Annotated in this window: 25 protein-coding genes and 5 tRNA genes; 15 read left to right on the top strand and 15 right to left on the bottom strand. The window is 59.8% G+C overall.

The features are described from left to right. Nucleotides 1-110 precede the first annotated feature (110 nt). The 3 genes from AACR93_RS04170 to AACR93_RS04160 all read left to right on the top strand — a co-directional run bounded on the left by AACR93_RS04170 (nt 111) and on the right by AACR93_RS04160 (nt 2,116). Nucleotides 111-716 carry a DUF2076 domain-containing protein gene (locus AACR93_RS04170; protein WP_042031693.1) on the top strand — a complete coding sequence of 202 codons (606 nt, stop codon included), beginning with the start codon at nt 111-113 and terminating at the stop codon, nt 714-716. Nucleotides 717-920: 204 nt separating this feature from the next. Continuing rightward, nucleotides 921-1,109 (top strand): hypothetical protein, encoded by a 189-nt coding sequence (locus AACR93_RS04165; RefSeq protein ID WP_043850080.1) that lies wholly within the window; start codon nt 921-923, stop codon nt 1,107-1,109. A 155-nt stretch (nt 1,110-1,264) separates the two neighbouring features. Further along, entirely contained in the window at nt 1,265-2,116 is an 852-nt protein-coding gene (locus AACR93_RS04160; RefSeq protein WP_041207925.1) for a lytic transglycosylase domain-containing protein, read from the top strand. An 8-nt stretch (nt 2,117-2,124) separates the two neighbouring features. Here AACR93_RS04160 and AACR93_RS04155 read toward each other — a convergent pair whose 3' ends face one another. Both AACR93_RS04155 and AACR93_RS04150 read right to left on the bottom strand, forming a co-directional pair. Further along, complete coding sequence (locus AACR93_RS04155) at nt 2,125-2,688, bottom strand: YgjV family protein (RefSeq protein ID WP_043850079.1); 564 nt, start codon at nt 2,686-2,688, stop codon at nt 2,125-2,127. A 57-nt stretch (nt 2,689-2,745) separates the two neighbouring features. After that, nucleotides 2,746-3,321 (bottom strand): Crp/Fnr family transcriptional regulator, encoded by a 576-nt coding sequence (locus AACR93_RS04150; RefSeq protein WP_043850078.1) that lies wholly within the window; start codon nt 3,319-3,321, stop codon nt 2,746-2,748. A 242-nt stretch (nt 3,322-3,563) separates the two neighbouring features. Here AACR93_RS04150 and ettA point away from each other — a divergent pair, with 242 nt between their 5' ends. From ettA to AACR93_RS04135, 3 genes are all read left to right on the top strand, one after another. Further along, on the top strand, nt 3,564-5,231 hold the full coding sequence (gene ettA / locus AACR93_RS04145) for an energy-dependent translational throttle protein EttA (protein ID WP_005358378.1): 1,668 nt from the start codon (nt 3,564-3,566) through the stop codon (nt 5,229-5,231). Between the two features lie 126 nt (nt 5,232-5,357). Further along, nucleotides 5,358-5,675, top strand: a complete 318-nt coding sequence (locus tag AACR93_RS04140) for a hypothetical protein (protein WP_005349395.1) — start codon at nt 5,358-5,360, stop codon at nt 5,673-5,675. Between the two features lie 266 nt (nt 5,676-5,941). After that, nucleotides 5,942-7,285 carry an NCS2 family permease gene (locus AACR93_RS04135; protein ID WP_033114095.1) on the top strand — a complete coding sequence of 448 codons (1,344 nt, stop codon included), beginning with the start codon at nt 5,942-5,944 and terminating at the stop codon, nt 7,283-7,285. Between the two features lie 172 nt (nt 7,286-7,457). Here the strand turns inward: AACR93_RS04135 and gltX are convergent, their stop codons facing one another. Beyond that, nucleotides 7,458-8,873: a glutamate--tRNA ligase gene (gene gltX / locus AACR93_RS04130; protein ID WP_043850077.1), complete on the bottom strand. Its 1,416-nt coding sequence runs from the start codon at nt 8,871-8,873 to the stop codon at nt 7,458-7,460. A gap of 275 nt (nt 8,874-9,148) precedes the next feature. On the opposite strand from gltX, the gene AACR93_RS04125 reads away from it, so the two are divergent. From AACR93_RS04125 to AACR93_RS04115, 3 genes are all read left to right on the top strand, one after another. Then, nucleotides 9,149-11,251 carry a methyl-accepting chemotaxis protein gene (locus tag AACR93_RS04125; RefSeq protein ID WP_043850076.1) on the top strand — a complete coding sequence of 701 codons (2,103 nt, stop codon included), beginning with the start codon at nt 9,149-9,151 and terminating at the stop codon, nt 11,249-11,251. 100 nt (nt 11,252-11,351) lie between these two features. Then, nucleotides 11,352-12,020, top strand: coding sequence for a LysM-like peptidoglycan-binding domain-containing protein (locus AACR93_RS04120; protein WP_042031703.1), 669 nt, complete (start codon nt 11,352-11,354; stop codon nt 12,018-12,020). A gap of 272 nt (nt 12,021-12,292) precedes the next feature. Beyond that, the gene (locus AACR93_RS04115) at nt 12,293-12,502 is read left to right on the top strand and encodes a cold-shock protein (protein ID WP_005297820.1); all 210 of its coding nucleotides are present in this window, start codon (nt 12,293-12,295) and stop codon (nt 12,500-12,502) included. A 422-nt stretch (nt 12,503-12,924) separates the two neighbouring features. Here AACR93_RS04115 and AACR93_RS04110 read toward each other — a convergent pair. The 6 genes from AACR93_RS04110 to orn all read right to left on the bottom strand — a co-directional run bounded on the left by AACR93_RS04110 (nt 12,925) and on the right by orn (nt 14,147). Then, nucleotides 12,925-13,000, bottom strand: a tRNA-Gly gene (locus AACR93_RS04110). A gap of 24 nt (nt 13,001-13,024) precedes the next feature. Further along, nucleotides 13,025-13,100 (bottom strand) — tRNA-Gly (locus AACR93_RS04105). Between the two features lie 25 nt (nt 13,101-13,125). Next, nucleotides 13,126-13,201, bottom strand: a tRNA-Gly gene (locus tag AACR93_RS04100). Nucleotides 13,202-13,234: 33 nt separating this feature from the next. Further along, nucleotides 13,235-13,310 (bottom strand) — tRNA-Gly (locus AACR93_RS04095). Between the two features lie 37 nt (nt 13,311-13,347). Further along, a tRNA-Gly gene (locus tag AACR93_RS04090) sits at nt 13,348-13,423 on the bottom strand. A gap of 178 nt (nt 13,424-13,601) precedes the next feature. After that, a complete protein-coding gene (gene orn / locus AACR93_RS04085; protein WP_043850075.1) occupies nt 13,602-14,147 on the bottom strand; it encodes an oligoribonuclease in 546 nt (181 codons plus the stop codon). Nucleotides 14,148-14,238: 91 nt separating this feature from the next. On the opposite strand from orn, the gene rsgA reads away from it, so the two are divergent. Genes rsgA through AACR93_RS04060 form a run of 5 tightly spaced genes read left to right on the top strand, consistent with a single transcriptional unit; the run spans nt 14,239 to nt 17,082 of the window. Next, nucleotides 14,239-15,273: a small ribosomal subunit biogenesis GTPase RsgA gene (gene rsgA / locus AACR93_RS04080; RefSeq protein ID WP_043850117.1), complete on the top strand. Its 1,035-nt coding sequence runs from the start codon at nt 14,239-14,241 to the stop codon at nt 15,271-15,273. A 28-nt stretch (nt 15,274-15,301) separates the two neighbouring features. Further along, a complete protein-coding gene (gene asd, locus AACR93_RS04075; RefSeq protein ID WP_043850074.1) occupies nt 15,302-16,174 on the top strand; it encodes an archaetidylserine decarboxylase in 873 nt (290 codons plus the stop codon). Then, nucleotides 16,171-16,422, top strand: a complete 252-nt coding sequence (locus AACR93_RS04070; protein WP_005341005.1) for a VF530 family protein — start codon at nt 16,171-16,173, stop codon at nt 16,420-16,422. The genes asd and AACR93_RS04070 overlap by 4 nt, the downstream gene beginning before the upstream one ends. A gap of 4 nt (nt 16,423-16,426) precedes the next feature. Further along, nucleotides 16,427-16,690 (top strand): DUF2960 domain-containing protein, encoded by a 264-nt coding sequence (locus AACR93_RS04065; RefSeq protein ID WP_042031708.1) that lies wholly within the window; start codon nt 16,427-16,429, stop codon nt 16,688-16,690. Between the two features lie 2 nt (nt 16,691-16,692). Beyond that, on the top strand, nt 16,693-17,082 hold the full coding sequence (locus tag AACR93_RS04060) for a hypothetical protein (protein ID WP_043850073.1): 390 nt from the start codon (nt 16,693-16,695) through the stop codon (nt 17,080-17,082). Nucleotides 17,083-17,167: 85 nt separating this feature from the next. On the opposite strand, the gene AACR93_RS04055 is transcribed toward AACR93_RS04060, so the two are convergent. The 5 genes from AACR93_RS04055 to gpt form a co-directional block, all read right to left on the bottom strand. After that, entirely contained in the window at nt 17,168-18,421 is a 1,254-nt protein-coding gene (locus AACR93_RS04055) for a glutamate-5-semialdehyde dehydrogenase (protein ID WP_043850072.1), read from the bottom strand. Nucleotides 18,422-18,455: 34 nt separating this feature from the next. Next, the gene (gene proB / locus AACR93_RS04050; protein ID WP_033114873.1) at nt 18,456-19,559 is read right to left on the bottom strand and encodes a glutamate 5-kinase; all 1,104 of its coding nucleotides are present in this window, start codon (nt 19,557-19,559) and stop codon (nt 18,456-18,458) included. A gap of 157 nt (nt 19,560-19,716) precedes the next feature. Then, on the bottom strand, nt 19,717-20,109 hold the full coding sequence (gene crl, locus AACR93_RS04045; protein WP_043850071.1) for a sigma factor-binding protein Crl: 393 nt from the start codon (nt 20,107-20,109) through the stop codon (nt 19,717-19,719). A 62-nt stretch (nt 20,110-20,171) separates the two neighbouring features. Then, the gene (gene frsA, locus AACR93_RS04040; RefSeq protein WP_041210452.1) at nt 20,172-21,440 is read right to left on the bottom strand and encodes an esterase FrsA; all 1,269 of its coding nucleotides are present in this window, start codon (nt 21,438-21,440) and stop codon (nt 20,172-20,174) included. Between the two features lie 120 nt (nt 21,441-21,560). Continuing rightward, a complete protein-coding gene (gene gpt / locus AACR93_RS04035) occupies nt 21,561-22,028 on the bottom strand; it encodes a xanthine phosphoribosyltransferase (protein WP_033114875.1) in 468 nt (155 codons plus the stop codon). 967 nt (nt 22,029-22,995) lie between these two features. Between gpt and AACR93_RS04030 the strand changes: the two genes are divergently transcribed. Next, complete coding sequence (locus tag AACR93_RS04030; RefSeq protein ID WP_043850070.1) at nt 22,996-24,447, top strand: aminoacyl-histidine dipeptidase; 1,452 nt, start codon at nt 22,996-22,998, stop codon at nt 24,445-24,447. 83 nt (nt 24,448-24,530) lie between these two features. Here AACR93_RS04030 and djlA read toward each other — a convergent pair whose 3' ends face one another. Beyond that, complete coding sequence (djlA, locus tag AACR93_RS04025; protein ID WP_043850069.1) at nt 24,531-25,364, bottom strand: co-chaperone DjlA; 834 nt, start codon at nt 25,362-25,364, stop codon at nt 24,531-24,533. Nucleotides 25,365-25,383: the final 19 nt, after the last annotated feature.

Here is a 25,383-nt window from a genome sequence, read left to right as displayed (position 1 = left end):
TTGCCGGGCTGCAGCCCTTGGTCGTCGATGAGTTAATCCGGTACCACTGGCTTGCCACGCGTTTTAGGATGGCTGAACGCACTGTCTGCGCACCATAGCGAGGATTTGAGATGCAACAGCAGGAACAGGGTCTGATCGATGGACTGTTCGACCGCCTCAAGCAAGCGCAAGCCAGGGATAGCAAGCGAGACCAACAAGCGGATCAGCTGATCCGCCAGCATCTGGCAGAGCAGCCCGATGCCCCCTACTACATGACCCAGGCGCTGCTGATCCAGCAAGCTGCTCTTACCCGTCTCAACGAGCGAGTCAAGGAGCTGGAGGCAAGCCAAAGCAGTTCGAGCGGTGGCAGTTTTCTCTCCGGCCTGTTTGGTGGCGAGAGCACTCCGCCCCCGCGCTTCACGCCACCACCGGCAACTGCGCCTGCCCAACCCGCTTCCCGTACCAGCTCCTTTCTCGGTGGCGCCCTGCAAACCGCAGCCGGGGTTGCCGGTGGAGTCATGCTGGCCGACATGATCGGCGGACTGTTTCACAGCAACCGGCCCGAGGAGATCATCGACATCATAGAGCCAGCGCCCATTGCCAATCCGGTCGATGCGGAACCGGTACGCTGGGACGGCTGGGATTCACCTCCCGATGTTGGCAGCAGTTTTCTCGACGACGATAGCCAGAGTGGCGGCTGGACCGACAGTGACGATAACAACGGCGGTTTCTTCTAACCGTCAAACCATTACTGGCCCCGCATCTGGCGGGGCCCAACTCGATACGAAACCCATGACTATGGAAAGTGTGATGACACCACGGACCGGCAGCGGCATGACGCGATATAATCACTTCGCTTCGTGCCACCCGGGAGACACTCCCGACCCCAGGCGCTCTGTCCGTGGCCACGCAACCCCCCCATGACGACAAGGAGCCACCTCATGATCCGAACCCTTCTCCTGATTGGCGCCGCCATCGCGGCCTATGTCCTGACCCAGAACCACACCCTGCTTCCCCTTATCAGCATGTTGATCCTGCTTTCGCTCTGGGTTGTCAGCGAAATTGGCAGCTTCTATCGCGCGCTTCCTCCCGCCGACCTGGATGAGCATGAGTATCACCACGACTTCTAACCCGATGAAAAATGGTATGAAACTCTCGCAATGCCGTTAGTTCCATACCATTTTGCTCTCTGAAATCCCCCCGCTATAACAACAGGATCCACTGCTTTCATGGCGATGGCAGCCATGTTCCTCTATATCTTCTCTACTCAAGCAGGAGATAAACGATGGGGAAGATCAGCGAAAACGGACTGTTTTTGCTGCTTTTTTTGTCGTCGCTACTGGCGGGCATTCCGCAGACGGCACAGGGCAGGGATTTCAGACAAGCCCCCAGGGCAATGACGGCACTCAGGCAGGGGCAGGCAGCCCAGCACAGCGGCAATCTGCAAAAGGCGATTGCCCTCTACTGCGTAGCCGCCAGCACCGGCAATCCCGAAGGTTACTTCCGGATCGGGCGTCTGCTCGCCACCGGCCCCGCCTCGGTGCGCAGCGCGAAAATGGCCAACAGCTATCTCGCCATGGCGATGCGCCTTGGCAACCAGCAGGCCAGCCGCTACTACAACCCGCGGGTCGGCAATGCCCCCATGGGCGATCAGTGCGGTGTCGGCATGCGCGGCGGACAAGGGAGTTATTTCGCCCTGCCCAGCACACCGTTCAATGTCGAGGCCTATCTGGCACGCCAGTCACCGGGCAAACAGAAGCTGGCCACCATGCTGCGCCACGCAGCCAAGCGCCATCAGGTCGATGTGCGGCTGGTGCTGGCCATCGCCATTGCCGAATCCAACCTCGAAAGCCGCGCCGTCTCCGCCAAGAATGCGCAGGGAGTGATGCAGCTGATCCCCGAAACCCAGCAGCGTTTTGGTGTCACTCAACCCTTTGATCCGGCACAGAACATCAAGGGTGGCGTCAGTTATCTCAAGTGGCTGGATCGCCGCTTCGATGGCGACTGGGTTCTGATCTCGGCAGCCTACAACGCAGGTGAGAAGGCAGTTGAGCGCTATGGCGGCATCCCGCCCTATGACGAGACCCGGGAGTATGTCAAACGGGTGCTCTACTTCGCTGGCCACAAGCAGCCCTGAGCGAACTCTCAGTTGCCAGTCCGCTCGGAAGGCGGCTCCGGATTGCGACAACTATGGTTATGACCACTACCGGCCGAATAGTGGAAGCCATAGTGGCGGTAGTAACCCACCAGATTGCTGACCAGAAACAGCCCCTCCATCAGTGCGGCGACCGGTGAGCCCACCAGCAGGTTGTTGACCAGCCAGCAGAGGGTACCGAGCAGCATCCAGCGCCGCAGTTGGCGATCATCCGGGCAAAACGCGGCCCGGGTTTGCAGCAGGCTCGCCAGCAGCCCGATCAATGAGAGCAGGCCCTGATAGGTCACCAGCGCTGCCGCACAGGCCAACCCCATGAAAAACCACATCAAGATGCGGCGAACCAGCCAGATACTCACCAGAAAGCGTACGCTGGCCAGCAGCAACAGGCAGGCGGCCGACCACTGCTCGAGCAGGGCAAAGTGACCGGCATTGAGCGCGCAGGAGAGTGCCAGGCAGGCCAGGATCCTGCGGCGATCCAGCAACTGAAACGACAACAGATCGAGCAGCAAGGCCAGGCTCACCACCAGTTGCGACCACAGAAACAGCGACATCATCCACCCCTCGTCCGTCATTTGGATGGCGCAGCATGAAGTGGCAACCGGCAGGTGGCATTAACCCGTGTTAATGCGCCTGCGGATCCGTGACAGGGTGACCGGGCTGATGCCGATGTAGTTGGCGAGCTGTACTTGGGTCAGTCGTGCCGGCCAGTGGGGGAAGGTGTGGCAGAGCTCCCGATAACGCTCTTCGGGCGAGTGGAGCAGCAAAAACGCCTCCTTGCGCTCCTTGTAACCAAGCTGCTGACGCAGCAGGGCCATGCAGACCGGCTGCCAGATGGGCTCATCCAGCAGGGCGATCGGCACCCGCACCACTTGCAGCTCCGTCAGCACCTCCAGCTGATAGCGGGCGGGCGACCCGGTGAGCCAGCTGTCGTAAAGCAGGCAGAGCTCCCCCTCGAAGTAGAACTCCTTGCAGCGCTCCTGTCCGTCCCGAGTGTAATGGCAGGCACGGGCGATGCCCGTTTCGATATAGAAGGCAGCCTCCTGTTCGGCCCCTTGCGCCAACAGCACCTGACCGGCGCGCAGCGTCTGCCGTGGCAAACGCTGACAGAGGGCTTCGCTCAGGGCGGCGTCCAATCCCATGGCACACAAAAAGGTGGCAAGCAGGGGTGCTTGAGGAGATGGGTTCATGAGGGCTCCGGAACAAAACGGCAGCCCACATCATGCCCAATTTGCACGGCTGATGCAGCAAGGCGTGACCCTGTTGGCAAAGGGGGGAGATAGCCGGGTGCTGCCTTTGCCCCCCCTCGTCCGTTGGTTTACAATCGACGGGTTTTTTGGAACCCGGTTGACCTGTGTCGACCTGGCCCCACCACGACATCAGTCTGTTAATGCCAAGACATTAACCTGCTGAAAAGGAAGAGAATTAGCCAATGGCTCAATTTATTTACACCATGAACCGGGTCGGCAAGGTAGTGCCGCCCAAGCGTCATATTCTCAAGAACATCTCCTTGAGCTTCTTCCCGGGCGCCAAGATCGGCGTGCTGGGTCTGAACGGCGCCGGTAAATCGACCCTGCTGCGCATCATGGCAGGCATCGACACCGAGATCGAAGGGGAAGCCCGTCCGCAGCCCGGCATCAAGATCGGCTACCTGCCGCAGGAGCCGAAGCTGGATCCGGAGCAGACCGTACGCGAGGCGGTCGAAGAGGCCGTTGGCGAAGTGAAGCGCGCCATGGCCCGTCTGGACGAGGTCTATGCGGCCTACGCCGACCCGGATGCCGACTTTGACAAGCTGGCCCGCGAACAGGGCGAGCTGGAAGCCATCATCCAGGCTCAGGGTGGCCACAACATGGAAAACCAGCTGGAGCGTGCGGCCGATGCCCTGCGCCTGCCGGCCTGGGATGCCAAAATCAAGCACCTCTCCGGTGGTGAGCGCCGCCGTGTGGCACTGTGCCGTCTGCTGCTGGAAAAGCCGGACATGCTGCTGCTGGACGAACCGACCAACCACCTGGATGCGGAATCCGTGGCCTGGCTCGAGCGCTTCCTGCACGACTACGAAGGCACTGTCGTAGCCATCACCCACGACCGTTACTTCCTCGACAACGTGGCAGGCTGGATCCTGGAGCTGGACCGCGGCGAAGGTATCCCGTGGGAGGGCAACTACTCCTCCTGGCTGGAGCAGAAGGACGCCCGTCTGGCGCAGGAAGCAAGTTCCGAAGCGGCCCGTCGCAAGTCCATCGAGAAAGAGCTGGAGTGGGTTCGTCAAAACCCGAAAGGGCGTCAGGCCAAATCAAAGGCCCGTATGGCTCGCTTCGAAGAGCTCAACACCAACGACTACCAGAAGCGCAACGAGACCAACGAGCTGTTCATTCCGCCCGGACCGCGCCTCGGCGACAAGGTGGTGGAAGTGGCCAACCTGCGCAAATCCTATGGTGATCGGGTGCTGATCGACGATCTGTCGTTTGCCATTCCGAAGGGTGCCATCGTCGGCATCATCGGTCCGAACGGTGCTGGTAAGTCGACCCTGTTCCGCATGATGTCGGGTCAGGAGCAGCCGGATTCCGGTGCCATCACGTTAGGTGAAACCGTGGTGCTGGCCTCTGTCGATCAGTTCCGCGACAGCATGGATGACAAGAAGACGGTATTCGAGGAAGTCGCTGACGGTCAGGATATCCTGCGCATCGGCAACTACGAGTTCCCGAGCCGCGCCTATATCGGCCGCTTCAACTTCAAGGGTTCCGACCAGCAGAAGCGGGTTGGCGAACTCTCCGGTGGTGAGCGCGGTCGTCTGCACCTGGCCAAGCTGCTGCAGACCGGTGGCAACGTGCTGCTGCTGGATGAACCGACCAACGATCTGGATATCGAAACCCTGCGCGCCCTCGAGAACGCTCTGCTGGAGTTCCCGGGTTGTGCCATGGTCATCTCCCACGACCGCTGGTTCCTCGACCGTATCGCCACTCACATCCTCGACTATCAGGATGAGGGCAAGATCGAGTTCTTCGAAGGTAACTTTACCGAATACGAAGAGTGGAAGAAGAAGACCTATGGCGCCGAGGCCATCCAGCCGCACCGCGCCAAGTACAAGCGCATCGCCAAGTAAGCGGTCGGTCGGCGCAAGCCGTACCATCGCAGCTGCGACCAGCGTCACAAGGGGAGCTCCGGCTCCCCTTTCTGTTGCCTTTTGGCTTACAATCCAAGACGGATAACATTGCATGGATGTACTGAAATGACCAAAAAACTGACCATCCAGATCCGGGTTGAACCCGGCTGTCTCGGGCCGGATGGCAAGGAACACATCGAAACCTTCTGCGTTGCCGCCGCCAAGATCTTCGAAGCGGTCGAGCCGGAGCTGGTGAGCTGGGTGCTGATCCCTCGCTATGACAAGAAGCTGCCGGAGCAGGAGTTCTTTCTCAACGATCTCAAGCTGAGCGAGGAGCAGGCCAGCCTCTTTCTGCGCCGCTTCGGCCGCGAGCTGGGGGAAGTGCAGGATCAGCTCGATTCGGTGCTGGCCCAGCTGGTGGAACGCTACTTCAAAACTCTCTGATCTCTGCCCTCTCCGCGCCCAAAAGGTTCTCCTACGAGGACCTTTTTTGTCGGCGAAAAAGCAAACGTTTGATCTTTTGCTCCATTCATTGATCCGCTTCGCAGATCCGGGGTTTGTAAACGGCGTCGCCTGTGTAAAAATGTGCGCGCTGTCACGGTATCAGGACGAGTCTGGTTACTTCTCCACCAGAAACAGGGCCATCACTCCCGCATGAATGGGAGCCCGCTCGCCTGCTGCTTATTTCACGTCACCTATTGGAATCCAACATGAATCAACCACAACAGGCCCCCACACAGGCTGCCGGGCAAGGATTGCTTGAGCGTCTGTTTGCCCTGAAGGGCCATGGCACCAACGCCCGCACCGAACTGATTGCCGGCATCACTACCTTCCTGACCATGGTCTATATCGTGTTCGTCAACCCGCAGATCCTCTCTGCGGCAGGCATGGACACTCAGGCAGTCTTTGTCACCACCTGCCTCATCGCCGGTATCGGCAGCATCCTGATGGGTCTGCTCGCCAACCTGCCCATCGCGCTGGCTCCCGCCATGGGCCTCAACGCCTTCTTCGCCTTCGTGGTCGTGGCCGGTATGGGCTACTCCTGGCAAGTGGGTATGGGCACCATCTTCTGGGGCGCCATGGGTCTGTTGATCCTCACCCTGCTGCGGGTGCGCTACTGGCTGATCGGCAACATTCCGCTCACCCTGCGGGTCGGCATCACCGCCGGGATCGGTCTGCTGATCGCCCTGCTCGGTCTGCACAATGCCGGGATCGTCGTGGCCAGCCCCGCGACTATGGTGACCGTGGGCAACCTCACCTCCCTGCCCTGCCTGCTGGGTCTGCTCGGTTTCTTCCTGATCTGCATCTTCTCCGCCCGCGGCGTTCATTCCGCCGTGCTGATCGCCATCGTGGTCACCACGGCGCTGGGCTGGCTGTTTGGTGATGTCACCTTCAAGGGTTTCGTCTCCATGCCCCCCAGCATAGAGCCGGTGTTCGGCCAGCTGGATCTGATGGGCTCGCTCGACATCAGCCTCGCCGGAATCATCTTCTCCTTTATGCTGGTCAACCTGTTCGACTCCTCCGGCACCCTGATCGGCGTCACCAACCGCGCCAAGCTGGCCGATGACAAGGGGCACTTCCCGCGCATGAAGCAGGCACTGCTGGTCGATAGCGTGAGCTCGGTCGGCGGCGCCTTTATGGGCACCTCCTCGGTCACCGCCTTCATCGAGAGCAGCTCCGGCGTTGCCGTCGGCGGCCGTACCGGTCTGACTGCCATCGTGGTCGGCATCCTGTTCCTGCTGGCAATCTTCTTCTCTCCGGTCGCCGCCATGGTGCCGGCCTATGCCGCCGCTGGCGCCCTTATCTATGTGGGTGTGCTGATGTGCTCCGAGCTGACCCGGGTGAAGTGGGAAGATCTGACCGAAGCGGTTCCGGCCTTCATGACTGCGGTGATGATGCCGTTCAGCTTCTCCATCACCGAGGGGATCGCCGTGGGCTTCATCTCCTACTGCGTGATGAAGGCGGGCACCGGCCGCTGGCGCGAAATCAACCCCTGCGTGCTGGTGGTAGCCCTGCTGTTCGTCCTCAAGTTCTTCTGGGTAGACGGTCACTAAGTCAGGCTTTCGCCAACAAAAATGCCAGTCAGCTGACTGGCATTTTTTTATCCCAAACTATTCTCGGCCTGTGCTCTGGCCATAAAAAAATCCGAAACCAGTGGTTTCGGATTTTTTCTATTCAGCATGTGGCAGAGCAGGGTTATCCCCTCGCCTGCCACATCGGCAGCAGTTACTCGGCAGCCATGCGGGCTTCGATGTAAGCCAGCGCGCGGTCGATACGGGCCAGTACGCGCTCTTTGCCGACCAGCGCCATCACGGCGTCGATGGCTGGGGACTGACCCAGACCGGTGACGGCTACACGCAGCGGCATACCAACCTTGCCCATGCCCTGACCCAGCTCGGCAGCGGTCGCTTCAATCAGCTCGTGCAGCGCTTCGGTAGTCCAGCTATCCAGTGCAGCCAGCTTGGTTTTGGCCAGAGCCAGCGGCTCGGCAGCAACGCCGCGCAGGTGCTTCTTGGCAGCCGCTTCGTCGATCGCTTCATACTCTTCGAACAGGTAGCGGCTCTGGGCGGCCATCTCGACCAGGGTGTTGCAGCGCTCGGCCAGCAGGGTGACCACGTCGGCCAGCGCCGGGCCATTGCTGGTGTCGATCTTCTGGTTTTCCATGTGCCATGCCAGATGCTTGGCAACATAAGCCGGATCCAGGCTGCGCATGTAGTGGTTGTTCAGCCACAGCAGCTTGTCGGTATTGAAGGCAGAGGCAGACTTGGAGATGGCATCCAGGCTGAACAGCTTGATCATCTCTTCCAGGCTGAAGATCTCCTGATCGCCGTGGGACCAGCCCAGACGCACCAGATAGTTCAGCAGCGCTTCCGGCAGGTAGCCGTCATCGCGGTACTGCATCACGGAGACTGCACCGTGGCGCTTGGAGAGCTTGGCACCGTCGTCACCCAGGATCATGGAGACGTGGGCAAATTCCGGTACCGGCGCGTTCAGCGCCTTGTAGATGTTGATCTGGCGCGGGGTGTTGTTGATGTGGTCTTCGCCACGCACCACGTGGGTGATCTCCATATCCCAGTCATCGACCACCACGCAGAAGTTGTAGGTCGGCGCGCCGTCGGTACGGCGGATGATCAGATCGTCCAGCTCGGTGTTGGCGAACTCGATGCGGCCACGGACGTGGTCATCGAACACCACGGAACCTTCGGTCGGGTTGCGGAAGCGGATCACGTGCGGCGCATCGGCCGGGTGATCGTGGTCGTGGTCGCGGCACTTGCCGTCATAACGGGGCTTCTCGCCGTTGGCCATCTGGCCTTCACGCAGCGCTTCCAGACGCTCTTTGGAGCAGTAGCACTTGTAGGCGCGGCCGTCAGCCAGCATCTCGTCGATCAGCGCGTTGTAGCGATCGAAGCGCTTGGTCTGGTAGTAGGGGCCCTCATCCCAGTTCAGCTCCAGCCATTCCATGCCCTCAATGATGGCGTCGATGGCCTCCTGAGTGGAACGTTCCAGATCGGTATCCTCGATACGCAGCACAAACTCACCGCCCTGGTTCTTTGCAAACAACCAGGAATAGAGTGCGGTACGGGCACCGCCGACATGCAAAAAGCCGGTCGGGCTGGGAGCAAAACGGGTTTTGACTTTCATCTTTAAGCCTTGTGTAGAGGGCCTTGGGCCAATTCGTTAAAAAAACCGTCGCATTTTAGCACCGACAATCACGGATGGGAAAACCATGAAGCCGCAAAGGGCAAAGTAGCGGGTTTAATTTGCGCAACGCCGCCCTGCCCCCCTGATCTTTGAAGGGGATCGCAGAACAAAATCCCCATTTCCGATTTGCTATGCATAGCGCTGGAGAGCTGCCTCCTCCTGCCGATATCCAGACAACTCTCAACGCCCCACGCAACAAGAACAAGGAAGAGACGATGCAGTTCCGTTCAATCCAGACTCGAATACTGGTCATGGCCGGGATCGCCATGACGACAGCCCTGGTCATCCTGATCCTGCTCAACCAGTACTCCGGTCAACAGACCCAGAAGCTGACCATCAGCTCCAGCCGCGCCGCCTTGCAGCAGGAGGCATGGCAGAAGGTCAGCGCCAACGCCCGCGCCGAAGCGGCCACCATCACCCAGCTGTTGCAAAAAGGGCTCTCCTACACCCAGCAGATGGCCAGCGTCTTCGCCCAGCAACAGCAGGGCAAGCTTCCGCTCGATCGTCAGCAGGCCACCGACCTGCTCAAGGCCCAGCTCGCCCTTGAGCCCCAGCTCTACGGCGCCTTCGCCGGTTTCGAGCCCAACGGCTTCGACAGTCAGGATGCCAGCTTTGCCGGTCAGACCGCACTCGGCAGCGACAGCAAGGGGCGCTTTGTCCCCTACTTCTATCGCGACAAGGACAAGGTCGGCACCGACCTGCTGCTCTCCATCGAGAAGAGCGAGACCGACAGCTTCGGCAACCCGGCCAACGACTACTACGCCTGCCCGAAACGGGAGGGGCGCTCCTGCCTCATCGATCCCTTCAAGGTGGATATCAACGGCCAGCAGGTGCTGGTGAGCACCATCACCACCCCCATCATGGTGGATGGCCAGTTCAGGGGGATTGCCGCTCTCGATCTGGCGGTGGACTCCATTAGCCGTCAGGCCCAGTCCCTCAACAGCAACATCTATGACGGCAAGGGGGAAACCCTGATCGTCAGCGCCGCCGGCGTTATCACCGGCACCAGCGGCGATGCCAGCCTGCTTGGCAGCAGCGCCGAGAAGGTGCTGGGCAGCCAGTGGCAGCAGTATCTGAAGCCGGAACTGCAGCGTCAGGAGCTGAACAACTCGTTTCGCATCTCGGTGCCCATCATGGTGCCGGGCATGAGCCGCAACTGGGCCATCATCGTCACCCTGCCCTATCAGGTGGTGCTGGCGGGAGCCGATCAGCTGGAGAGCCAGCTGGGCGAGATGAACCGCACCGCCGTGACCCAGCAGCTGGTCGGCGCCTTTATCGTGCTGGTGCTGGCGCTGGTCACCATGCTGATGATCGCCCGCAGCATCACAGGCCCCATCCGCCAGATGGTCAGCCTGGTGGATGACATTGCCGATGGCGAGGGGGATCTCACCAAGCGCCTCAACACCCGCTCGGTGGACGAGCTGGGGGATCTGGCCAAGGGGATCAACCGCTTCATCGACAAGCTGCAGGGGCTGCTCGGGGATGTGCTGAAAACGGCCAGCGAAGTGAATCGCCATGCCGGCGATACCGACCGCATCGCCGGCCAGACCGACACCAACCTGCAGCATCATCAGGCCGAGATGGAGCAGATGCTGACCGCAGTGCAGGAGATGTCCTACGTCAGTCAGGAGGTCGCCACCCACGCCAACAATACCGCCGACTCGGCCAAACAGGCGCAAAGCGCCGCCGATCAGGGCAAGGAGCGCTTCCAGCAAGTGATCCAGTCGATGCACAAGGTCGCGGCAGAAGCCGGTAAAGGGGCGGAAGTGGTCGAAGGGCTGGCCCACGACAGCGAGCAGATCACCAGCATCCTCACCGTCATTCAGGGGATTGCCGATCAGACCAACCTGCTTGCCCTCAACGCCGCCATCGAGGCAGCCCGGGCCGGTGAGCAGGGACGCGGTTTCGCGGTGGTCGCCGACGAGGTGCGCAAACTGGCGGGCAACACCCAGCAGGCGGTGCAGAACACCCAGGAGCTGATTGAGAAGATCCGCCACAGCTCGACCAACGCGGTCAATGCCATCAACCAGAGCCAGCAGCTGACCCATCAGGCGGTGGGCGAAGCGGATCTGGCGGAAGAGGCGCTTGGCAGCATCTACAAGGCCATCTCCACCATCAACGACATGACCTACCAGATAGCCTCCGCCGCCGAAGAGCAGAGCTCGGTCTCCGAGACCGTCTCCGGCAACCTGTCAAAAACCAACGCACTGGCCAACGACATCGCTCAGGATGCGACCGAAACGGCCAAAGCCAGCCAGGCACTGCGCCAGGCAGCCGACAAATTGCAGCAATTATTGGGACAATTTCGTCTCAGCTGATAATTTTCCGCTTCAGGACTCTCCCCCTCGGGGGCGAGTCCGTTTACCATAGGCGGCGAAATTTGCCTGATGGCAGGCAATGCAGTGAGAGGTAAATGCCGTGCCCACCCCGGACCGTCGCCCACGTGGCCATAACAGACGAGCCCAGCAGCGTCGCAAAGACGAATCACAAGTATCCCTGCTCCATCGTATCAATGCAGCAACAGAGTCCTTGCGCCAACGATTTGGCAAAAAAGAGCAGCAGCCCGCCCCGCGCAGCCAGAGTGCCAGCACCGGCAAATTCAAGCTGAGCAGCCCGCTGCCGCGCAAGAACACCATAGGTCTGCTGATCCTGATCCCGCTCTGGCTGCTGGTGCTGGCCTGGGAGCCCGCCCCGAGCGTGCCCAAAGCGCCGCCGTCCGGTTCGCTGGAAGTGCCGCTGGCGGTACCGGCGCAAGCCATGACCGTTGGCAATGGCACCACGGGCAGTGCGCCTGCCGCCGCCAAACCGGTCGAAGAGAAGGTCAATGGCACCTGGCTGCAACACGATGTGCAGGCCGGTGAGACCCTCTTCTCCATCTTCCGCAAGTTCGAGCTGCCGGGCGCCGAGCTCAGTCGCCTGATCGCCATCGAGGGGCCGGATCGGCCGCTGACCCGCCTGCAATCGGGCCGCTCCGTCTTCATTCTGGTGGATGACAGTCGCCGCATTCAGCGGGTCGAAATCCGCTCCTACGGTCAGGCCATCTATCGCTATGACCGGCAGGGTGAAGGGTTCGTCCTCAAGGAGTAAAACAAAACGGGAGGCTGCAGCCTCCCGTTTTACATCCCGATCCCTGCCAAATAAGCTACTGACTTCACAATATTTTTAGCTTGTTCAAAAAACGACAGGGGTCAAATTGACAAGGATCGGCGCTAACGTACAATCGATTGTGCTTTAGACAGGGATTGTTCTGCGTGCTACTGGGACAAAGAGACGTGGTCAGTCATGAGCCAACCCCTGCTGCAAGGCAAATGCAGCCCCACAGGGCTTAGTTTCATTTTGTTATTGATAGGATTTTGCACATGTCTGACATTCGCACCGGCCAGGTAAAATGGTTCAACGAAACCAAGGGTTTTGGCTTCATCGAGCAATCCCAGGGTCCGGACGTATTCGTTCACTTCTCCTCCATCCAGAGCGCAGGTTTCAAAACCCTGGCTGAAGGTCAGAAAGTCCAGTTCACTGTGACCCAGGGCAAGAAAGGCCCGCAGGCTGAGAACGTCACCGTTATCTAAGGCCACGCCAGTGAACATGTAGGAGGTGCCATCGGCCCTCCTATTTTTTTGCCCGCTTTTTTGCCCGCAATGTCCCCTCCCCGATCGGCAGAGCTCTTGCCGGGCTTGCCATCCCCGCCTGCAAGCCGTTTATGGCCACCACCGGCCGCTATAAATCAAATTTATGGGTTTGGGTTAAATACCCCGGTTTTAACTTATACCTAGCCCATGCCTGTCATTCAGGCCCTGCCAAGCCTGCGATCCGCCGGCAGAGACCCTTGCCCGATCTCAGGAACCTTGTTAGCGAGTGATAGCACAGTGATCCCAAGACCGAAGAGGTACGGGGAAGAAGTGAGAAACCGGGCAAACGCCGGATACGACAAATCATCGCAGCGCGATGTGATGGGCAATTCAAAGGGATTATGAGGACTTCGAAGAGAGATTGGAGCGGGAAACGAGACTCGAACTCGCGACCCCGACCTTGGCAAGGTCGTGCTCTACCAACTGAGCTATTCCCGCAACAGAATGTCATTTACAAGTGATTGGAGCGGGAAACGAGACTCGAACTCGCGACCCCGACCTTGGCAAGGTCGTGCTCTACCAACTGAGCTATTCCCGCATCGGAATATCACTTACAAATTTTTTGGAGCGGGAAACGAGACTCGAACTCGCGACCCCGACCTTGGCAAGGTCGTGCTCTACCAACTGAGCTATTCCCGCAACAATTTGGTTGTCTTGAGGCTGGCTGATGATTGGAGCGGGAAACGAGACTCGAACTCGCGACCCCGACCTTGGCAAGGTCGTGCTCTACCAACTGAGCTATTCCCGCATCGGGCTGGTTTGCACCAGTGTCATCATCAGATTTTTGGAGCGGGAAACGAGACTCGAACTCGCGACCCCGACCTTGGCAAGGTCGTGCTCTACCAACTGAGCTATTCCCGCAACTACCTTAAAACAGGCCGTACAGCATTTGGTTGCTTGCGCTACTGTACGGGAGCCGAATTATAAGAGCAGTCATTCCAATTGCAAGGGCTTTTTTGTCTGGTTGCGCGCGTTCGCTCAAAAGCTGGCCGAACTGTCGATTTTAGCAGCCAGCGCATGACAAACCCTTGCCGGGGAATCAGATCTTGAAGACGTGGCTGCGATAGAACTGCAGCTCGGCGATGGATTCGCGGATGTCGTCCAGCGCCTGATGGGTGCCGCTCTTCTTGAACTGATCCAGCAATTCCGGCTGCCAGCGGCGTACCAGCTCCTTGATGGTGCTGACGTCGACGTTGCGATAGTGGAAGAAAGCTTCCAGATCGCTCATGTGCTTGACCATGAAGCGGCGATCCTGACCGATGCTGTTGCCGCACAGCGGGCTGGTGCGCTCCGGCACCCACTGGCGAATGAACTCGAGGGTCTCGGCAACGGCTTTCGCCTCGTCATGCTGGCTCGCCTTGACCCGGGCCACCAGACCGCTCTTGGTATGGGTGTTGACGTTCCACTCGTCCATCTTGGCGAGCTCTTCATCACTCTGATGAATGGCAATAACCGGCCCTTCAGCCAGCACGTTCAGGTCCTTGTCGGTGACGATGGTGGCAATCTCCAGTACCACGTTCTCTTCGGGGTCGAGACCCGTCATCTCCATGTCGATCCATACCAGGTTCTGCGCGCTGACTGTCATGATTACTCTCTCTGTTGGGAGGAATGGCGGAATTTTGCCAATTTGCATGTATCATACTGGCTTTGGATCTGTTCATAAACTGGCGAATCGAGTGGCAAAGAAAGCAAAACTCAATCTGGGTCAACAAAGACGCGTCCAGGCCAACCGCGAGCGTCGGCTGCAAAAAGAGCACACCACAGAGGTGGATGACACCCTGTTTGGCCCGGCCATCGAAGGGGTGGTGATCAGCCGTTTCGGTCAGCACGCGGACGTGGAAGCGAGCGATGGCACCATCCACCGCAGCAACCTGCGCCGCAGCAGCATCAGCAGTCTGGTGTGCGGCGACAAGGTGGTGTGGCGTCCCGGCCTCAATGCCGCCATCGCCGGCGTCATCGAGGCGGTGCATCCGCGCCACTCGGTTCTGACCCGGCCGGACTTCTACGACGGGGTCAAACCCATCGCCGCCAACATCGACCAGATCATCATCGTCTCGGCGGTGATGCCCGAGTTCTCCACCAACATCGTCGACCGCTATCTGGTGGCCGCCGAGGATGTGGAGATCCAGCCACTCATCGTGCTGAACAAGGTCGATATGCTGGATGATGTGGCCCGCGCGCGCATCGAGAGCCAGCTCGAAACCTACCGCAAACTCAATTACGAGGTGCTGCTGGTGAGCTGCGAGAGCGGTGAAGGGCTCGATGAGCTGAAAGCCAAGCTCACCGACAAGATCAGCATCTTCGTCGGCCAGTCCGGGGTGGGCAAATCCTCGCTCACCAATGCCCTGATGCCGGGGCTGGATGTGCTCACCGGCGAGATCTCCGAAAACTCGGGGCTCGGCCAGCACACCACCACCACGGCGCGGCTCTACCACTTCCCGAGCGGTGGCGATCTCATCGACTCCCCCGGGATCCGCGAGTTCGCCCTCTGGCATCTGGAAGCCGACCGCATCACCTGGTGCTTCGTCGAGTTTCGCGACTATCTGGGTGGCTGCAAGTTCCGCGACTGTACCCACAAGGACGATCCCGGCTGTGCCCTACGGGCAGCAGTCGACAGTGGTGCCATCAGCGCCGATCGCTTCCACAACTATCACCGCATCCTGGAAACCATGCAGGAAGCCCGTCACGGTCGCCAACAGGCGCGCCTGTGACCCTGTTTAACCTACGTTGATGATGAACATGAGCATTACTGACAACCTGAAAATTGCCGGTCAATACTGTCTGCCCAAGCACGCCCTCTCCCGTCTGATCGGCAAGTTTGCCGCCGCCGAAGCGGGCAACATCACCACCTGGGTGATCGAGGCCTTTATCAAGCAGTACCAGGTCGACATGAGCGAGGCGCTGCACGAGAGCCCGGCCCACTACAAGAGCTTCAACGAGTTCTTCACCCGCGAGCTCAAGCCCGGTATCCGCCCCGTGGTAGAAGATGCCATGACTCTGGCCCTGCCGGTGGATGGCACCGTCAGCCAGCTTGGCCCCATCCAGCAGGGTCGCATCATCCAGGCCAAGGGCCACGACTACAGCGCTCGCGAGCTGCTGGGCGGCTATGAGGATCTGGTGGCGCCATTCAAGGATGGCGACTTCGCCACCATCTATCTGGCGCCCAAGGATTACCACCGCATCCACATGCCGCTGGATGGCGTGCTGGAGAGCATGGTGTTCGTGCCGGGGGATCTCTTCTCCGTCAACCCGCTCACCGCCGAGAACGTGCCGAACCTGTTTGCCCGTAACGAGCGGGTGGTGGCCACCTTCCGCACCCCGCACGGCCCCATGGCGCTGGTGCTGGTCGGTGCGACTATCGTGGCCAGCATCGAGACCATCTGGGCCGGCAACATTGCACCGACCAAAGAGAAAAAGGTGGTGCGCTGGGACTACACTGGCGACGAGGCCATTACCCTGCAAAAAGGTGCCGAGATGGGGCTGTTCAAACTGGGCAGTACTGTCGTCTGCCTGTTTGGCCCGGGCATGCTGGCCGGTTTCGAACCTCATCTTGCCAACGGGGTTACCACCCGCATGGGTCAGCCCTTTGCCAAGCTGGCGGAGCAGGCATGAGCGAGCAACCGAACGCCTCGCAGAAGAACAACCCGCTGCACGGGCTGACGCTGGAAGCCATCGTCACCGCGCTGGTCGAACACTACGGCTGGGAAGAGCTGGGACAGCAGATCAATATCCGCTGCTTCACCCATGAGCCCAGCGTCAAATCCAGCCTGAAGTTCTTGCGCAAGACCCCATGGGCCCGGGAGAAGGTAGAGAGCCTCTACCTCTACGTTCAGCGCAAGCAAGCCAAATCAAAGGAATAACGCCATGGCGTTCAAGATTACCTACACCTACAAGAAGCAGGCCAAAACGATCGGCTATGCCAACGACAAGTTCAACAGCATCTATGATGCGGTTGCCGCTGCCGAAGGGATCGATCTCGCCAGCTTCCACGCTATGGAGGCTCAGTTGGCTCAGGTGTGCCGGCGCGACAAGAAGAGCGTGAAGGATTACCGGGAGAACTACTTCAAAGAGCTGGGGTTCTCCAACATCGTCATCGAACGGGACAACCTCGAAGAGGATCAGGAGTAACCATGCGAACCTTGACTCTGATGGCCGCCTCCCTGCTGCTGGCGGCATGTAGTACACCGGAACAACATCTGGTTGGCAGCGATCGCGACAGCCACGGCTGCATCGGCAGCGCGGGCTATCAGTGGTCAGCGCTGACCGGCAAATGCGTGCGTCTGTTCGAGCAGGGCATCCGGCTCAATCCGACCGATGCCAGCCAGACCAGCAGCGCATTTGTGCTGTTCAACACCGATCAGAGCAAGGCCGAGCTGACCCTGCCCACTGGCGAGCAGCACCAGCTTGCCCGTCAGGGCATGGAAGGCAACTGGTCGTGGCAGGGTAGCGGCTACACCCTCTTCTCCTGGAAGGGCTATGTGCTCAAATCCGGTGACAAGGTTCTCTATCAGGGAGAATAACCCGAGCGCCTGATATCTTCCCGATATCCGCCAAATAAAATGCCGACCCAGGGGTCGGCATTTTTATATCTGAAACAACCGGTTATCAGGCGCGGCTGAGGTAATCCGCCTGCCCCACCCACTTGTAGCTGGTAAGCTCGGTCAGCCCCATGGGGCCACGGGCGTGCAACATCTGGGTCGATACCGCCACTTCAGCCCCCAGCCCAAACTGGCCGCCATCGGTGAAGCGGGTCGAGGCGTTGACGTAGACTGCCGCCGAACCGGCCCCGTTGACGAAACGCTCGGCGTTGGCCAGATCGTTGGTCAGGATGGCATCGGAGTGGCCGGCGTTATGCTCGCGCATATGGGCCAGCGCCTCGTTCACATCCGCCACCAACTTGACCCCCAGGGTCAGTCCCAGCCACTCGGTATCGAAATCCTCCGGCCCCGCCTCGCACAGGTTGTCGGCCCCCGCCAGCAGCGCCATGGCGTTGGCCGCGCCGACCAGTGTCACCTTGCGCTCGTTCATCAGCGTCACCAGCTGCGGCAGGAAGGTGGCGGCCACCTTTTCGTGTACCAGCAGGGTATCGAGGGCGTTGCAGGCGGAGGGGCGCTGCACCTTGGCGTTGTCGATAACCGCCAAAGAGCGCACCAGATCGGCACTCTCGTCGACGAAGATGTGGCTGATGCCGAAACCGCCGATGATGACCGGAATGGAGCTGTTCTCCTTGCACATCTTGTGCAGGCCGGCACCGCCGCGGGGGATGATCATGTCCACATAGCGGTCGAGGCGCAGCAGCTCGGCCACCAGCGCCCGATCCGGGTTGTCGATGTACTGTACTGCCGCCTCGGGCAGACCGGAGGCCGCCAAGGCATGCTGGATCACCCGCACCAACTCCAGATTGGAGTGGAAGGTCTCGCGCCCGCCGCGCAGTATGCTGGCGTTGCCGGTCTTGAGGCAGAGGCTGGCGATGTCGATGGTGACGTTGGGGCGCGCCTCGTAGATGACGCCGATAACCCCGATGGGCACCCGACGACGGGAGAGGCGCAGGCCATTCTCCAGTACCCGGCTATCCATTTCGGCGCCGACCGGATCATCCAGAGTAATGACCTTGCGCACATCCGCCACGATACCGGCCAGCCGGGCCGGATTGAGCAGCAAGCGATCCAGCATCGCCTCTGACAGGCCCGCCTCACGGCCGGCGGCGATATCTTTCGCGTTGGCGACGAGGATCTGCTCACTGCGCGCCTCCAGCTCGTCGGCGATGGCGGCCAGCGCCCGGTTCTTCTGCGCCGTGCTGACAGTAGCCAGCTGATAGGCGGCTTCACGGGCCGCCTGCCCCATTTTCTCCAGACTCATCTCATTTCCCTTTGTTCATGCCGTGCCGCCCTGATTAGAGCAGCACCATGTCGTCTCGATGGATAGCCACAGAGCCGTAGCCATAGCCCAATACCTGCTCAATCTGGTCCGAGTGGACGCCGCGCAGCTTATCCAGCTCCAGATGGTCGTAACGGCAGATGCCGCGGGCCAGCTCGGCGCCCTTGGGATCAAGAATGCGCACCACATCGCCCCGAATAAAGTCGCCCTTGACCGCGACGATCCCCTTGGGCAGCAGGCTGGAGCCTTTCTCCTTCATGGCGGCGACAGCCCCCTGATCCACATGGACTTCGCCGTGAGGGGGCGGGCCTGCGAGGATCCAGCTCTTGCGCCCTTCCAGCGGGGAGGCCAGCGCCGGAAACAGGGTACCGATACGCTCGCCCTTGGCGAGACGGCCGATCACCTCCGGCATCTGGCCGGTCGCGATCACCACATTGACGCCGGCCCGGCGTGCCACATCGGCCGCCTGCAGCTTGGTGGCCATGCCGCCGGTACCGAGGCCACTGACACTGTCACCCGCCAGCGAGCGCAGGGTATCGTCGATGGTCTGCACCTCTTCGATCAGCTGGGCATCGGGATTGGTACGCGGATCGGCGGTAAACAGTCCCTTCTGGTCGGTGAGCAGGATCAGCAGATCGGCATCGGCCAGGATGGCGGCGCGGGCGGAGAGGTTGTCGTTGTCGCCGACCTTGATCTCGGCGGTCGCCACCGCGTCGTTTTCGTTGATGACCGGAATGATGCGGTGATCAAGCAGGGTGCGCATGGTGTCGCGGGCATTGAGATAACGCTCCCGATCTTCCAGATCGGCGCGAGTCAGCAGCATCTGGCCGATATGCAAGCCATAGAGGTTGAACAGATCCTGCCACACCCGAATGAGTTGGGTCTGACCGACTGCCGCCAGCATCTGCTTGTTGGGCAAGGTTGGCGCCAGTGGCGGGTGGCCCAGATGCTCACGCCCGGCGGCGATAGCCCCCGAGGTGACCACCACGACCCGATGGCCGTGACGGTGCAAGGCCGCACACTGTCTGACCAGCTCGACCATATGGGCACGATTGAGCTGGGAAGACCCCCCTGTGAGCACGCTGGTGCCCAACTTGACGACTATGGTTCTGTTTTCCATGGGAGCATAAAGGCTAAAAAAGTAAGGAATATCTTTATACCCACGGCCATGAAGCCCTGCAAGGCAATTCATGGTACGGTGGAAGAGGAGAAAAAACAGGAGGAGAGAGAACTGAAGCCCTGCGAGTGACAGATGCAACTCGCAGGGCTTCAGGGGATCAGGCTGCCGTTACGGTCAACTCGTTGGTGACCTGCTCGGCAGGAGACAGGTGACACTCAAGTGCGGCCAACTTGTCGCTGATGAGCTTGTAAAAGCGGTTGAGGGTGCGTTCCACCTCCACCTGATGCTTCTTGGGGATCGGCTTGTCGAGCCATTCGCCATCGGCATTGTAAAAACCGAACTGATAGTGATAGCGGAACTGGTGATCATCCTGCTCCAGCACCAGCCACCAGCCCCAGAACTCCCGCTTGTCCGGCGCCGGTTTGGCGCTGACGCAGACAGACAAACGGTCGAAGCGGTAACGCCCCTCTTCACAGAGATCTTCGCGCAGATAGGGGCCAATGGCAGCAAACTGCCGCAGCAGCCGCTTGTAGGTCACTCTTTCAGACATGTTAACCTCCCTGTTAAACAAGCCACGCCATCTGGTGATGGCGCCAGATTTTTAGCGCAATATCAGGCACACAGGTGCCGTTTCAACCACTCGACAATCTCATCCAGCGCCTGGTCATAGACCTCCAGCAAGGGCTGTTTGTCAAACACGATGGCCTTGCCATTGCGGCTGGCCGACGCCAACGCCCGGACATCCTGCTCGGGACAGATGAAATCTCTCTTGTGTCCGATACTTAATATCGGCACCGATGTGCGAGTCCCGAGCAATCCTTGCGTTTTCAGTGAAAATACCTGGCACTTGGTGCGCATGGTATCCCACTGGGCCGCATCGGCCCCCAACCGGTTGGCCAGACTGTCCCGCATCATGCGCGGGCATCGGGCAAACAACTCCTGATTGGTAAACACCTGATTGACCCCGGCCCCGACACAGACCACTGTTTTGAGCTTGAACGGTTCGATAAAGGCCAGCCGCGCCGCCACATTGCCCGCCAGTCGAAAACCGACCATGGCGATGCGCTGGTGATCGACCCAGGCCACCTCAGAGAGGTAGTGCAGCACCGCCTGATGGAGACGACTGGTATCCTGCACCAGCGGCCAGTGCTCGGCATAGCCGATACCCGGCATATCCAGCGACAACATGCCGATACCGTTGGGTTCGAGCCGTTTGAGGTAGAAGTTGAGAAAATCGAGCTGCAGGGAGTCGATCCCCCCGCTGATGATCACCAGCGGCACCGGCTTGTCGGTGGCCGGCAGGTGGAGATAGCCCTGGATATTCTTGCCACGAAATGGCACCTGGATCTCTTTGAGCGGCACCTTGAACAGGCGGCCCGCTTCGCGATAGGCCATGTTGCCGAGCAGTTGGGCCTGATCCGCCAGTTCGTCATCTTTCAGATGGGGATAGCTGGCGATGGAGTAGTAGCGCACAGCCTTGAGCAGTTGCTTGAGAGCCCCTTCCTTATCGCCCTGCTCGCACAGTTCGCGGCCCTGCTTGAAATAGGTGCCAGCCACCTGGCTCCACTCGTAGATCCAGTTGCCGGGCACATAGCCCTTGATGGTATCGAGATAGCAGTCGTGGGTGCGCTCGCCGGTCGCCATGGCGATACGGGCCAGAGTCTGCTCCACCTCGACCGGATCTGCCCCCTGCCAGGCCCAGGATGGGCGGCGCAGCAAGCGATACCAGCTCTTGGACATGGAGCCGTCAATAAACATCTCGTCTGACTCGGCCTCGGCCAGTTCGGCCGGGCTGGAGTTGGAGATCTCGGAAGTTTCCAATACCTTCTTGACCCGGGTGAACAGTTTTTCGGTCAGATTAAGGTCGTCGTTCAAGTCCAAGATAATGTCTCTTTCAATCAGGTAATGGTTCATCTTAACCACTTTTACTGCCCGTCAGCCACCCCGCAACAGATTGATAGACAAAAAAACAGGGCTCCTTCAAGGAGCCCTGTGAAACCATTACTCTTCGTCGCAGATTGGCGTGACAAACTCCAGCGCCATATCCCACGGTTGCTCGATCCAGGTGTCCTGCGGGATGGCAACTTCGAAATCATCCAGCAGTGGCTCACCCATCGGCTTGGCAAAAATGGCGATGAACTTGGCTTTCGGGTAGAGATCACGGATGGCCTTGGCGGTTGTGCCGGTGTCCACCAGATCTTCCACTACCAGCCAACCTTCGCCGTCACCGGCAGTGGTCGCGCCCTTGACAACCACCAGCTCGCGCTGGTTGTCATGGTCATAGCTGGAGATGCAGAGGGTCTCTACGTTGCGGATGCCGAGTTCACGGGCCATCAGGGCTGCGGGTACCAGACCGCCGCGGCTGACCGCGATGATCCCTTTCCACTGGTTGGCAGGCAGTTGACGACGAGCCAGACGGCGAGCTTCACGTTGCAGGTTGTCCCACGACACATAAAACTTTTTCGGCATATTATCGATCTCGAATAGTTGTACAAAAACAATCACTTAAAATAATGGCATCCGAAAGTATCCTCTCGAATGCCAATAAATGGCGGCTCTTGTCCGGCTGAATTCAGATTGCACTTGTTCTGCCTGAGGGATGACCTCGGCAGCAAATCTGATAGCAGTGGAAGCAAGATGGACATATCCGGCGCTTGGGTCGATAAGAGTGCCAAAACCGCGGACAGGCTGTTGGGCCGATATGATAGCACCCTTTGCAGAGAAAATGCCTGGCAAACGTATGCCAAATTCAGGAAAAATTGGCCTCTTCATCTTCAAATGACCCAACCAGAGAGTCGAATGGCCAATCTTGCGCCCCTCTCGCCAGCGACAATTGGCGCTCTTCGGCAAACGACAGATAAAAAAATAGCAGGGGGAGGATTTACCTCGCGCACCTGCTGCTTTGTTGTCTGCACCCAATCGGGTGACTTGCCCCTCAGGACAAGCTCGTCTTAGCGACGGCTGACGAAGGGGTTAGGGTAGCTGAAACCCTGGGTATAGAGAGATGGGGCGAACCAATAGGTAGAGTTGCTGCCTGGCATCTTGAATCTCCTGATTGCTTAACAAGTTACGTACCTTTATGCGGGCTCAAATCCTTGAACGAACACTCGGTTCCATGGAGGCGCACTTGCTTTGCTTCGGTTCCCTGGAGGCTTTCATCGTCATCCTGACGGGTGGCGAACCACGGGAGCTAATTTACCAGCCGGCACCGTAAATTCAATCTTTTTTGTGAAGCGCGTCACATAAATTTCGTTTCTGCCAAACAGCGTCACCCGAGCCTGACAATTGCACTGCCCCGGTGGCTACCGACAGCACAACCGCCCTGCGATTTGCGCTAACCGCTCACATTTTTCTGCGATTGACTGTATTATCGTTATCCACTTTCCAGGCCCACTGACGGGGCCTCTCTCATTCCGTGCTGGTAAGGAGTCCTGACGTGGCACAACTAAGTTCCTTGTCCCCCCAACTGATTTGGCATTTCTTCGAACAGATCTGCTCCATCCCCCACCCTTCCAAGCATGAAGCCAAGCTGAGCGCCTGGATCGTCCAATGGGCACAAGGGGAAGGTCTGGCGGTCAAACAGGATAACGTCGGCAATATCATCATCAAGAAACCGGCTACCCCGGGGATGGAAAACCGCAAGGGCGTGGTGCTGCAGGCCCACATCGACATGGTGCCGCAGGCCAACGCCGACACCAAACACGACTTCGCGACCGATCCCATCGATGCCTATGTCGATGGCGAGTGGGTCACTGCCCGTGGCACCACCCTGGGTGCCGACAACGGCATCGGTATGGCCGGTTGCCTGGCCGTGCTGGCGGACAAGACCATCAAACACGGCCCGCTGGAAGTGCTGCTGACCACTGACGAAGAGACCGGCATGACCGGCGCCTTCGGTCTGGAAGCGGGCTGGCTGGAAGGCGAGATCCTGCTCAACACCGACTCCGAAGAGGATGGCGAGGTCTATATGGGCTGCGCCGGTGGTGTGGATGCCAATATCCGCTTCCCGCTTGAGCTGGTTGATGCTGCGGAAGGCGAAGCCCTCGAGCTGGCCGTCAAAGGGCTGCGTGGCGGTCACTCCGGTTGCGACATCCATCGCGGTCGTGGCAACGCCAACAAGCTGCTGGTGCGCCTGCTCAAAGCTGCCGAGCCGCTCGGTATCCGTCTGGCCGAGATCCACGGCGGCACCCTGCGCAACGCCATCCCGCGCGAAGCCCGTGCCACCCTGCTGCTACCCGCTGCCAGCGTAAACGAGTTCAAGGCGCTGGTTGACCGCTACACCGGTATCTACCAGACCGAGCTGGCCGCCACCGAGCCGAACCTGACTCTGCTGGTCAACAGCGCCGCCAAACCGGCCAAGCTGATGAACGTCTCCCTGCAGCAGCGCCTGCTGGATGCCCTGATGGCCTGCCCGAACGGCGTGATGCGCATGAGCGATGCCATGCCCGGCGTGACCGAAACCTCTACCAACCTGGGGGTCATCAAGACTCAGGATGGCGAAGTGTACGTCCAGTGCCTGATCCGCTCCCTGATCGACTCCGGCCGCGAGAGCATCGAGCAGATGACCCGCTCCCTGTTCACCCTGGCGGGTGCCAGCTGCGAATTCACCGGTGCCTATCCGGGTTGGGCGCCGAACGTGGACTCCCCCGTCATGGCGCTGGTGCGCAACAGCTACCAGACCCTGTTCGGCACCATGCCCAACGTGATGGTGATCCACGCCGGTCTCGAGTGCGGTCTGTTCAAGAGCGCCTATCCGGAGTGGGACATGGTCTCCTTCGGCCCGACCATCCGCGGTGCCCACTCCCCTGACGAGAAGGTACACATCCCGGCAGTCGAGCGTTTCTGGCAGCTGCTGGTGCACGTACTGGAAGCCATTCCGGCCAAGTAAGACGGCCCGGATAAAACAGGCAAAACAAAAGCCCCGCACTGCTGCGGGGCTTTTTATTGTCTGTTCCAGCCTGACTTTGGCGCTTAACGAATACCGCGGGCCTCGCGGATCCACTCCCAGGCTTGCTGGATCTCCTGGGTCTTCTCCTTGGCCATCTCCATCATCTCCGGCGGCAATCCCTTGGCGGCCAGCTTGTCCGGGTGATGCTTGCTCATCTCCTTGCGGTAGGCACGCTTGATATCCTGATCGCTGTCGCTCTCGCTTACCCCCAGCAGCTGGTAGGCATTCTTGAGGCGATCCGCCGAGGGAGGCGCCTGCCGATACTGCTGGCCACCCGCACCGCCCCCCTGATACTGGCCATGGGCCTGATTGAAGAAGTTCATCTGCGCTTCGGCCATCGCCAGAATGCGGGCCAGCTCGATGCGGCTGAAGCCCAGCTCGTCAGCAATGGTGTGCAGGATGGCGCGTTCACCATCCTCTACCCGACCATCGGCAAAGGCGGCCTGCAGCTGCACTTCCAGAAAGAAGCGCAGGATATCGCGCTGGCCCTGGCTGGCCCGACGAAACTCGGCCAGGGTCTCGCGCAGCGGGAAACCGGCCTCCTTGCCCTGCCGGAACGAATCCTGCGCACGGCTGCGCAGCTCGCCGGAGAGGCGCATTCGATCCATCAGATTGGAGGCGACCCGGATCTCCTGCTCGGTCACCTGACCGCTCGATTTGGCGATATGGCCCATCACCGAGAAGGTGGCATGGAAGAAGACAGCCTGTTGCTCCTGAGTCGGGGTACGGCGAAACGCCCCCTGCAGCCCCATGCCGCGATCGAAACGGTGGCCAATCCAGAGACCAATCAGGGCACCAACAATGTTGCCGAGCAGAAAACCGAAGAAGGCGCCCAGCACCTTACCCCAAATACGCATGGTTCAAGACCTCTTGATG

This window comes from Aeromonas sp. L_1B5_3 (genome assembly GCF_963866575.1).
Classification (GTDB): domain Bacteria; phylum Pseudomonadota; class Gammaproteobacteria; order Enterobacterales; family Aeromonadaceae; genus Aeromonas; species Aeromonas jandaei.
This window is presented reverse-complemented; position numbering and strand designations above follow the sequence as displayed.